The following is a 10,465-nucleotide window of genomic DNA, read 5'->3' on the forward strand; positions in this document are numbered from 1 at the left end:
CGTAGCCGTAGCGCAGCATGATCGGCAGCGAGATCAGGCCCATCGAGATCACCGAGGCGGCGACCACGCCGGTGGTGGCGGCGAGCAGGGCGCCGACGAACACCACCGCATAGGCGATGCCGCCGCGGATCGAGCCGAACAGCTGGCCTATGGTTTCGAGCAGATCCTCGGCCATGCCGGATCTTTCCAGCACCAGCCCCATGAAGGTGAAGAACGGAATCGCCAGCAGGGTATCGTTGTTCATCACCCCGTAGACGCGATCAGGCAGCGCCTGCATGAAGTCGGGGCGGAACAGTCCAAGCTCGATGCCAATGAAGGCGAACAGCAGGCCGTTGGCAGCCAGAGAAAACGCGACCGGGTAGCCCAGCAGCAGAAAGATCACCAGGGAGCCGAACATGATCGGCGCCATGTAGTGGATGAACATTGCGGTCATTCGACCCGGCCCCCCTCAGACAATGACCACAGTTCGATTTACGGCTTGTCGCCGGTGATGTTCATCACCAGCCGCTCGGCTTCGAGCTCGGCGGCGTGCGCCGAACTCTTGGCGTTGCTGTCGGGGATGGTCCCGGCCAGCATCGCGGCGCGTTTGATGATTTCGGAAATGCCCTGGATGATCAGCAGCACGCAGGCGATCATGATCAACGACTTCGCCGGCCACTGCGGCAGGCCGCCGGCGCTGAACGACTGCTCGTTCTGGCGATAGGACACGAGGAAGAAGGGGATCGACCACCACAGCAGGATGATGGCGAACGGCATCAGGAAGAACACGTGGCCGATCATGTCGATCCAGCCGCGCACCTTCAGCGGCAGGGTGTGATTGATGATGTCGATGCGGATGTGCTCGTTACTCAGCAGCGTCCAGGGTGAGCACAGCAGGAATACGATGCTGAACAGCACCCACTGCAATTCGAGGAAGGAGTTCGACGACACGTCGAACAGCTTGCGAATGATAGCGTTGGCGGAGGAGATGATTACCGCGACGACGATCAGCCAGGACAGCCAGCGTCCCACAACCGTGTTGAACGCGTCGATCTTCCGGCTCAGTGCCAGCAAAGCCTGCAACGGTCGACTCCTCCCGTATCGGCCCTGACCGGTGCAGTGTAGCAATAGGCACTTGCAGCCAGGGCGTGAAACGGGGGCACCATTTCAGCGACCACGCATGCCGTCAATCGGAATTTGGCATTCCAATGACGTATCAAAAGGTTGGTGGGAAAGCGAGCTACTGCGGCCGAAGCGAGATCAGCCGCCGGTGACGCTCATGTGCCGGCTTACGCTGGGCCGGTTGTGTTTGCGGTCGATGATGAAGTCGTGGCCCTTCGGCTTGTGGCCGATGGCGCGGTCGATTGCCGCATTGAGCAGATCGTTGTCCGGCGAGGCGCGCAGCGGACGGCGCAGGTCGGACGCGTCCTCCTGACCCAGGCAGGTGTGGATCGTGCCGGTGCAGGTGATGCGCACGCGGTTGCAGGATTCACAGAAATTGTGCGTGAGGGGAGTGATGAAGCCGAGCTTGCCGCCGGTCTCTTCGACGCGGACGTAGCGCGCCGGGCCGCCGGTCGAATCGGGCAGGTCGGTGAGCGTGTAGTTGTTGGCGAGCCGCGCGCGGACCAGCGACAGCGGCACGTACTGGTCGATGCGGCCTTCGCCGACTTCGCCGAGCGGCATCACTTCGATCAGCGTGAGGCCCATGCCGAGGCCGTGCGCCCATTGCATCAGCGACGGGATCTCGTCTTCGTTCTCACCTTTCAGCACTACGGCGTTGATCTTGATGGCGAGGCCGGCGGCGAGCGCGGCGTTGATGCCTTCGAGCACGCGGTCGAGATCGCCCCAGCGCGTGATGGCGCGAAACTTCGCCGGGTCGAGCGTATCGAGCGAGACGTTGACGCGGCGCACGCCGCAGTCGCGCAGTTCGGCGGCGAAGCGGGCGAGCTGGGATCCGTTGGTGGTCAGCGTGAGTTCGTCGAGCGCGCCGCTGTCGAGGTGGCGAGACAGCGAGCGTACCAGCGACATCATGTTGCGGCGGACCAGCGGCTCGCCGCCGGTCAGGCGCAGCTTGCGGACGCCTCGGGCGATGAAGGCGGAACAGAGCCGGTCGAGTTCTTCGAGGGTGAGGAGGTCCGCGCGGGGCAGGAAGGTCATGTCTTCCGACATGCAGTACACACAGCGGAAGTCGCAACGATCGGTGATCGAGACGCGCAGGTAGCTGATGGTTCGACCGAACGGATCGGTCATCGCCGATCCGCCAGCGCGCGGGGTCATCACATCACTGATCATTCGCGGCCCTGTCAGGACGCCTGCTCCCCGGCAGGCGTTCGACTTTATATGTAGGCATGATCAGGGCGGCACACAATTGCTTCGTGCGCCGCTGCGCCGATCAGCGGGCCGGCGCGGCCGCCGGGGCGGGGAAGGGCGAGCCTTCGGCCGCCGGTGCAGCAGCGGCAGCAGCCGGCTTCGGCTTGCGCACGCGCTTGGCCTTCGGTTTGCGCACCGGCTTCAGCGGCTGCAGCTCGGCGACGACCGGGTTCGGCGTCGCCGTCATCGTCGCGGAGGTGGTGAAGTCGCCCGGGTTGACCACGACCTGAACCGGAACCGTCGCGGGCTGGAACTTGTCGAGGCTGAAGGTGACGCTGAAATCATTGCCGGGCACGGTGATCGAGCACGGCGTCTTGCAGCTTTGGCCGCTGGAGGCGAGTGCTTCGGCCCCGGGTGGCGTCGATTCAAGCTGGACGGTCGCGGTCGGCGGAGCCGACTTGAACGCGTCGAACGACAAGGAAGAACAACCGGCAAGGCTCAAGCCAGCCGCAGCGATAACGACGAAACGACGCATGGATACCCACCCTTGGTGCGGCTAACAGCCACAGCCCCCGGCGGGACCATAAAAGGCTCGGCGTGCGCATGCAACTGCCGGCGCCGCAATCTTAAGTATTGGTTAACGCCGTTTGCTGCGTAGACGTGCAAATACCCGTTGGCAGGGTGATCTCAGCCGGGCAGCAATCGGGTGACGGCTTGCGGCAGGTCGCGCATATGACCGACCACCACGTCCGGATTGAGCTCGGCGATCGGAACCTCGGTGTAGCCGAATTCGACCCCGATCACCGGCACGCCGGCGCGGCGGGCCACGCCGACGTCGGGCCCCGCGTCGCCGACCATCACGGTCGAAGCGAGGGTACCGCCGGCCTTGGCGACCGTCTCCCGCAGAATGGTCGGGTCGGGCTTGGCCGCGCCGAACGTATCGGCACCGCAGATCGCCGCGAAGCGGGAGCTGAGGCCGAGCTGGTCGAGCAGCAGCTTCGACAGCCATTCGAGCTTGTTGGTGCAGACCGCGAATTGGTAGCCCTGGCCCGCCAGGCTGTCCAAGGTCGCCTCCAGCCCCTCGAACGGGCGGGATTCGACCGCGATATTGGCGGCATAATAGTCGATGAAGTCCACCGCGAGCCGGTTGACGTCGTCCGGGCTGATGACGCGGCCGTCGAGCTCCAGGCCGCGCTCCAGCAGGCGCCGTGCGCCCTGGCCGATCATGTTGCGCGCCTTGGCGAGCGGTACGGCGGGCATGCCTTCCCGGACCAGGATGTAGTTGAGGGCGTTGATCAGGTCCGGCGCGGTGTCGATCAGCGTGCCGTCCAGGTCGAAGACAACGGTGCGAACTGTGCTCATGGGATCAGCGCTACCGTTCCCCGCGGATTTCTGCAACCGGCCGATGGGCGGTGACGGGCCGGAATCCACCCTGTTGTTCTCCGGCAAAGGCCGTTAGATAGGCCCGCGCCGCGGGGGACAGCGGGGCGGAGCGGGGGTATCCGATGGACAAGGAAAATCTGAAGCGGCTGGCGGCAGCGCGGGCGCTGGAAGAGGTACGCAGCGGTATGAAGCTCGGCCTCGGCACCGGCTCGACCGCCAAGCATTTCGTCGAGCTGCTGGGCGAAAAAGTCCGTGGCGGGCTCGATGTGATCGGCGTGCCGACCTCTGAAGCGACCCGCGCCGATGCGGAGCGCTGCGGTGTCCGGCTGACGACGCTCGACGACATCGACCATCTCGACCTGACGGTGGACGGCGCCGACGAGGTCGATGCGCGACTCGACCTGATCAAGGGCGGCGGCGGCGCGCTGCTGCGCGAGAAGATCGTCGCGGCCGCATCCGATCGCATGATCGTGATCGCCGACGAATCGAAATGGGTCGATCAGCTCGGCCGCTTTCCGCTGCCGGTGGAGGTCATCCCGTTCGGCCTCGCGGCGACCCGCCGGGCGATCGAAAAAGCCTGCGCGGACGTCGGCGCGTCGGGCGAATTAAAGCTTCGCAGTGGCAAGGACGGCCATGCTTTTGTCACCGATGGTGGCCACTGGATCGTCGATGCCCATCTCGGGCGCATCCCGGATGCTCCTCGCCTGGCCCAGTACCTGTCCGCCATTCCGGGCGTAGTCGAGCATGGCTTGTTTATCGGGATCGCTGGCACGGTCGTGCTCGCGGGTGCCGAAGGAATTCGAACTGTCGAACGGGCGTAGCGCCCACATCCTGGAGAATTGCAATGAAGTACCTGTCGAATGCACTGCTGGCCGCCGGGCTGTCGCTGGGCATCGCGTTGTCCGCCGGGCAGGCGATGGCGCAGGCCAAGCCGCCGACCCCGGCCGCGATCGCTGCCGCCAAGGAGATCCTGGAGCTGAAGCGCGCCAACACCATCTATGCCAATGCGGTGCCGAACATCGTCCAGCGCACCATGGACAGCCTGATGCAGACCAATCTGAACTATCAGAAGGATCTCAAGGAAGTCGCCGAGGTCGTCGCCAAGAACATGGCCGGCCGCGAGAAGGAGATCGGCGACGGCATGGCCAAGATTTACGCGCAGGACTTCACCGAGCAGGAGCTGAAGGACCTGGTGACGTTCTACAAGACGCCGCTCGGCCAGAAGCTGCTGAACGAGGAGCCGAAGGCGATCGCGTCGAGCATGCAGTACATGAACCAGTGGGCTCAGACTTTCGCCGAGGAAGTCAACGGCCAGTTCCGCGCCGAGATGCGCAAGCGCGGCAAGACGATCTAAGCACGGCCGTCCACGACGGTAACAACGGGCGACGGGGCGAACATGGCTGACTTCGATACGGATCTGTTCGTCATCGGTGGTGGGTCCGGCGGCGTGCGCGCCGCCCGGATCGCCGCCGGCCATGGCGCCCGCGTGATGATCGCCGAGGAATATCGTTTCGGCGGCACCTGCGTGATCCGCGGCTGCGTACCGAAGAAGCTGATGGTCCACGCCTCGCACGTGCACGACGAAATCCGCGACGCCGCGGGTTTCGGCTGGACCATTCCGGAAGCGCGGTTCGACTGGTCGACGCTGACCGCCAACATCGACAAGGAGCTCGCGCGGCTCGAAAACATCTACGCCAGCAATGTCGAGAAGTCCGGCGCCAAGACCGTCAAGGCGCGCGCCGTGTTCGAGGATCCGCACACGCTGCGGCTGTCGACCGGCGAGCTGATCCGCGCGCAGCACGTGCTGATCGCGACCGGCGGCGCGCCCAATCACGGCACGATGATCCCGGGCATCGAGCACGTGATCTCGTCCAACGAAGTCTTCCACCTGAAGCAACTGCCGAAGCGCATCCTGATCCAGGGAGGCGGCTACATCGCGCTGGAGTTCGCCTGCATCTTCGCCGGTCTCGGCAGCGACGTCACCGTGGTGTATCGCGGCGACAACGTGCTGCGCGGCTTCGACGAAGAGGTGCGCGCGCATGTGCGTACCGAGATGGAGCGAGCGGGTATCACCATCCTGACCGGCTGCACCGTGGCCCGCGTCGAGAAGCCGGGCGACGAGGTCATCTCGCATCTGTCGAGCGGCTCCAGCGTCGCCTCGGACCAGGTGCTGTTCGCGATCGGCCGGCATCCCAACGTTGCCAATCTCGGGCTCGAGAAGGCCGGCGTCGCGATCAATCCGGACAATGGCGGCATCGCCGTCGACGAATTCTGCCGAACCAATATCCCGCACATCTATGCGATCGGCGACGTCACCCATCGCATCAATCTGACCCCGGTGGCGATCCGCGTGGGTCACGCCTTCGCCGACACTGTGTTCGGCAAACGGCCGGTGCAGGTCGACTACACCAACATCCCGACCGCGGTTTTCTCGCAGCCGGAGGTCGGCACCGTGGGCCTGACGGAATCGCAGGCGCGCGCGCTGTATCCCCGGGTCGACATCTACCGGACCGACTTCCGGCCGCTGAAGGCCACGGTGTCGGGCAGCCAGGTCCGCACGCTGATGAAGCTGGTGGTCGACGGCGCCACCGACCGCGTGGTCGGCTGCCACATCGTCGGCCCGGAGGCGGGCGAGCTGGTGCAGGTGCTGGCCATAGCCGTGAAGATGAAGGCCACCAAGGCCGACTTCGACGCCACCATGGCGCTGCACCCCACCGCCGCCGAAGAGCTGGTGACGATGCGCACGCCGACCGCGCGCTACGGCCTCGAAGCCGCGGAGTGATCGCGGGACGCGCGGGCCGGCCGCCGCGATCCGGGATCGGCCGGACTTGAATTTCCCTATTCGGCGCAACAGGTTGTATTGTCGGGCGGATTTCCGTCTAGCGATTGGCGGGGAGGCTGTGTATAACGCGGCCGCCGCGAACCGTTGTTAGGTCGCGGCTTTTCCTTCAGGAGTTTGTCTCATGTCCGAGCGGTGGACACCCGATAGTTGGCGCAGCAAGCCCGTGCAGCAGATGCCGGGTTATCCCGACGCGAAGGCGCTCGCGGATGTCGAGGCCCAGCTCGCGACGTTTCCGCCGCTGGTGTTCGCCGGTGAGGCCCGCAACCTGAAGAAGCAGCTCGCCAGTGTGGCCGCCGGCGAGGCGTTCCTGCTGCAGGGCGGCGACTGCGCCGAGAGCTTCGCCGAGCACGGCGCCAACAACATCCGCGATCTGTTCCGCGTCTTCCTTCAGATGGCGATCGTGCTCACCTATGCCGGCGCGTCGCCGGTGGTGAAGGTCGGCCGTATCGCTGGCCAGTTCGCCAAGCCGCGCTCGGCTCCTGTCGAGAAGCGCGACGGCGTCGAGCTGCCGAGCTATCGCGGCGACATCATCAACGACATCGCCTTCACCGAGGACGCGCGCGTGCCCGATCCGCGCCGCCAGCTCGAAGCCTATCGCCAGTCGGCCGCAACGCTGAACCTGCTGCGCGCTTTCGCCAAGGGCGGCTACGCCAGCGTCGAGAACGTGCATCGCTGGATGCTGCAGTCGGTCAGCGACAGTCCGCAGTCGAAGGCCTATGCGGATCTGGCCGACCGCGTCTCCGGCGCGCTCGATTTCATGCGCGCCTGCGGCCTGACTTTCGCGGTCGATAGCTCGCTCGGCACCACGGATTTCTACACCAGCCACGAAGCGCTGCTGCTCGGCTACGAGCAGGCGATGACCCGCGTCGACTCGACCACCGGCGACTGGTACGCGACCTCCGGCCACATGCTGTGGATCGGCGACCGCACCCGTCAGCTCGACCACGCCCATGTCGAGTACTTCCGCGGCATCAAGAACCCGATCGGCCTGAAGTGCGGCCCGTCGCTGAAGACCGACGAACTGCTCAAGCTGATCGACGTGCTCAATCCGGAGAACGAAGCCGGGCGGCTGACGCTGATCGGCCGGTTCGGCCATGAGAAGATCGGCGAGCATCTGCCGGCGATGGTCCGTGCCGTGCAGCGCGAGGGCCGCAATGTGGTGTGGTCGTGCGATCCGATGCACGGCAACACCATCACCTCAAACTCCGGCTACAAGACCCGGCCGTTCGACCGCATTCTGAGCGAGGTGCGCTCGTTCTTCGCGGTTCACGCCGCGGAGGGGACGCATGCCGGCGGCGTGCATCTGGAGATGACCGGGCAGAACGTCACCGAGTGCCTCGGCGGCGCCCGCGCCATCACCGACGAAGACCTCAACAACCGCTATCACACCGCCTGCGATCCGCGGCTCAACGCCGAACAGTCGATCGACATGGCGTTCCTGATTGCGGATCAGCTCAAGCAGGGCCGTGCCGGCAAGGCCACCCCGCTGCCGGTGGCGGCGGGGCTCTGACTTGCTGCGGTTCTGGCGCGCCACGATCAATTCGTGGCGCGGACTGAAATTCGCGATCCGCTCCGAGCAGGCGATCCGCGAGGAACTGGTTGCGCTCGTCCTCGCCGTTCCGGCCGCCTGGCTGATCGGCACCACGCCGGCGCGCCGCGTCGAACTCGTCGCCGTGGTGGCGCTGGTGCTCACGGTTGAGCTGCTCAACACCGCGATCGAGAAGCTCGCCGACCGCCTCACCACGGAACACGACCCGCAGATCGGCCGCGTCAAGGATATGGGCTCTGCCGCGGTCGGTGTCGCGCTGGCGATTGCCGGGCTGCTCTGGCTGTTCGCGCTCGCCGAGCGCATGGGCTTGGTCTAGCGCCGCCGATTGCGGAGCGGGCAGGTGCCCGTTACATCTCGGGGCATGACCGACACAGCCCGCTTCACCCTCACGCTCGCGCAGATCAATCCGACCGTCGGCGACGTCGCCGGCAATGCCGACAAGGCTCGCGCCGCGCGCAAGCAGGCGGCGGCGGACGGTGCCGCGCTGATCGTCTTTCCCGAATTGTTCATCGCCGGCTATCCACCGGAGGATCTGGTGCTGAAGCCGGCGTTCCAGGCCGCCTGCCGCTCTGTCGTCGAGGAGCTGGCGCGCGAGACCGCCGACGGCGGGCCGGCGATGCTGATCGGCTCGCCCTGGGTCGATAACGGGAAGCTGTACAACGCCTGCGCGCTGCTCGACGGCGGCAAGATCGCGGCGATCCGCTACAAGGTCAATCTGCCGAATTACGGCGTGTTCGACGAGAAGCGCGTGTTCGCGCGCGGCCCGGTGTCCGGCCCGATGACAATCCGCGGCGTCCGCGTCGGCGTGCCGATCTGCGAGGACACCTGGCTCGAGGAGTCCGAGGACTACGAGAACGTCGTCGAGTGCCTGGCTGAGACCGGCGCCGAGCTGCTGATCGTGCCGAACGGCTCGCCCTATGCGCGCGGCAAGCAGGATCTGCGGATGTCGGTGTCGGTGGCGCGCGTCACCGAGAGCGACTTGCCGCTGGTGTATCTCAACCAGGTTAGCGGTCAGGACGAACTGGTGTTCGACGGCGCGTCCTTCGTGCTCAACGCCGACCGCACACTCGGCGCACAATTTCCGGCGTTCGCCGAGACCATCACCACGCTGACGTTCGAGAAAGGAGCGGCGGGCTGGCGCTGCGACGGCCCAGTCGCGCCGCTGCTGGAAGGCGACGAGGCCGACTACGCGGCCTGCGTACTCGGCCTGCGGGACTACGTCCGGAAAAACGGCTTCCCCGGCGTGCTGCTCGGCATCTCCGGCGGCATCGACTCGGCGCTGTGCGCGGCGATCGCGGTCGACGCGCTCGGCGCGGACAAGGTCCGCGGCGTGATGCTGCCGTTCCGCTACACCGCGCAGATCTCGCTGGACGACGCGGCACAGCTGACGACGCTGCTCGGCATCCGCTACGAGGTGCTGCCGATCGCGCAAGCGGTCGAAGGCTTCGAGGCGATCCTGGCCAAGCCGTTCGCAGGCTTGGAGCGCGACATCACCGAAGAGAACCTGCAGGCGCGCACCCGCGGCACGCTCTTGATGGCGATCTCCAACAAGACCGGCGCCATGGTGGTGACCACCGGCAACAAATCGGAGATGAGCGTCGGCTACGCCACGCTGTACGGCGACATGAACGGCGGCTTCAACCCGATCAAGGACATCTACAAGACGCAAGTGTTCCGGATGTGCACCTTGCGTAACCGCTGGAAGCCCGACGGCGCGCTCGGCCCCGACAGCGAAGTGATCCCCGAGAGCATCATCGTCCGCCCGCCCAGCGCGGAACTGCGCGAAGACCAGACCGACCAGGATTCGCTGCCGCCCTACGACATGCTCGACGCCATCCTCGAGCGCTTAGTGGAGCGCGAGGAGCCGCTCGCCTCGATCGTCGCCGAAGGCTTTGACAAGGACACAGTCATCCGTATCGACCGCCTCTTGAACATCGCCGAATACAAACGCCGCCAGGCCGCGCCGGGCGTGAAGGTGACAAGAAAGAACTTCGGCCGCGACCGCCGCTACCCGATCACCAACCGGTTTCGCGACAAGGCGGAGGCGTTGGCGAAGCCAGACGAGACGCTGGTGGTGAAGAGCGGACGGGCTTCGAGCGAGGCGTTTGAGGGGTAGGGGTGAGCTGGCGTCCGACTGATTAGTGCGGTTGGTTGCACCGCAGCGAGGCTAAACATTCTCACCCTGTAGCCCGGATGTAGCGAAGCGTAATCCGGGTTCTTAGTCCGCCGCTGTCCCCGGATTTCGCTGCGCTGCATCCGTGCTGCCAGGCTGACGGACTAATACGCGCGGGTGCCAATGAGTAGTTTGTAGGACCGCTCTTTCCAACCTCCCGCCCTTCTGCCAGACTTCCTCCACGCCCGCGCAGACGGGCTCAGCATCGGGAGGATGTTACTATGTTCAC

The 10,465-nt window shown here is 65.6% G+C and carries 11 protein-coding genes; 6 read left to right on the forward strand and 5 right to left on the reverse strand.

Features of this window, described 5'->3' with window-relative positions:
- From ACOJTD_RS15295 to ACOJTD_RS15315, 5 genes are all read right to left on the reverse strand, one after another.
- Positions 1–433, reverse strand: a 433-nt coding sequence (locus ACOJTD_RS15295) for a TRAP transporter large permease subunit (protein WP_420133748.1), incomplete at its 3' end; no start/stop codon positions are given.
- A gap of 38 nt (positions 434–471) precedes the next feature.
- Complete coding sequence (locus tag ACOJTD_RS15300) at positions 472–1,062, reverse strand: TRAP transporter small permease subunit (RefSeq protein ID WP_420133749.1); 591 nt, start codon at positions 1,060–1,062, stop codon at positions 472–474.
- A gap of 177 nt (positions 1,063–1,239) precedes the next feature.
- Entirely contained in the window at positions 1,240–2,271 is a 1,032-nt protein-coding gene (moaA, locus tag ACOJTD_RS15305; RefSeq protein ID WP_420133750.1) for a GTP 3',8-cyclase MoaA, read from the reverse strand.
- A gap of 100 nt (positions 2,272–2,371) precedes the next feature.
- Complete coding sequence (locus ACOJTD_RS15310; protein WP_420133751.1) at positions 2,372–2,824, reverse strand: PEGA domain-containing protein; 453 nt, start codon at positions 2,822–2,824, stop codon at positions 2,372–2,374.
- Positions 2,825–2,976: 152 nt separating this feature from the next.
- Entirely contained in the window at positions 2,977–3,651 is a 675-nt protein-coding gene (locus ACOJTD_RS15315; RefSeq protein ID WP_420133752.1) for an HAD-IA family hydrolase, read from the reverse strand.
- 143 nt (positions 3,652–3,794) lie between these two features.
- On the opposite strand from ACOJTD_RS15315, the gene rpiA reads away from it, so the two are divergent.
- From rpiA to ACOJTD_RS15345, 6 genes are all read left to right on the forward strand, one after another.
- The gene (gene rpiA, locus ACOJTD_RS15320) at positions 3,795–4,493 is read left to right on the forward strand and encodes a ribose-5-phosphate isomerase RpiA (protein WP_420133753.1); all 699 of its coding nucleotides are present in this window, start codon (positions 3,795–3,797) and stop codon (positions 4,491–4,493) included.
- Positions 4,494–4,516: 23 nt separating this feature from the next.
- A complete protein-coding gene (locus ACOJTD_RS15325) occupies positions 4,517–5,026 on the forward strand; it encodes a DUF2059 domain-containing protein (protein ID WP_420133754.1) in 510 nt (169 codons plus the stop codon).
- A 42-nt stretch (positions 5,027–5,068) separates the two neighbouring features.
- Positions 5,069–6,454, forward strand: coding sequence for a glutathione-disulfide reductase (gene gor, locus ACOJTD_RS15330; RefSeq protein WP_420133755.1), 1,386 nt, complete (start codon positions 5,069–5,071; stop codon positions 6,452–6,454).
- Positions 6,455–6,635: 181 nt separating this feature from the next.
- On the forward strand, positions 6,636–8,024 hold the full coding sequence (locus tag ACOJTD_RS15335) for a class II 3-deoxy-7-phosphoheptulonate synthase (protein WP_420133756.1): 1,389 nt from the start codon (positions 6,636–6,638) through the stop codon (positions 8,022–8,024).
- 1 nt (position 8,025) lies between these two features.
- Positions 8,026–8,379 carry a diacylglycerol kinase gene (locus ACOJTD_RS15340; protein ID WP_420133757.1) on the forward strand — a complete coding sequence of 118 codons (354 nt, stop codon included), beginning with the start codon at positions 8,026–8,028 and terminating at the stop codon, positions 8,377–8,379.
- Positions 8,380–8,424: 45 nt separating this feature from the next.
- Positions 8,425–10,179: an NAD+ synthase gene (locus tag ACOJTD_RS15345; protein ID WP_420133758.1), complete on the forward strand. Its 1,755-nt coding sequence runs from the start codon at positions 8,425–8,427 to the stop codon at positions 10,177–10,179.
- Positions 10,180–10,465 lie beyond the last annotated feature (286 nt).

Origin of the sequence: Rhodopseudomonas sp., from assembly GCF_048594845.1 — a bacterium.
In the GTDB taxonomy this organism is placed as follows: Bacteria; Pseudomonadota; Alphaproteobacteria; order Rhizobiales; family Xanthobacteraceae; genus Rhodopseudomonas.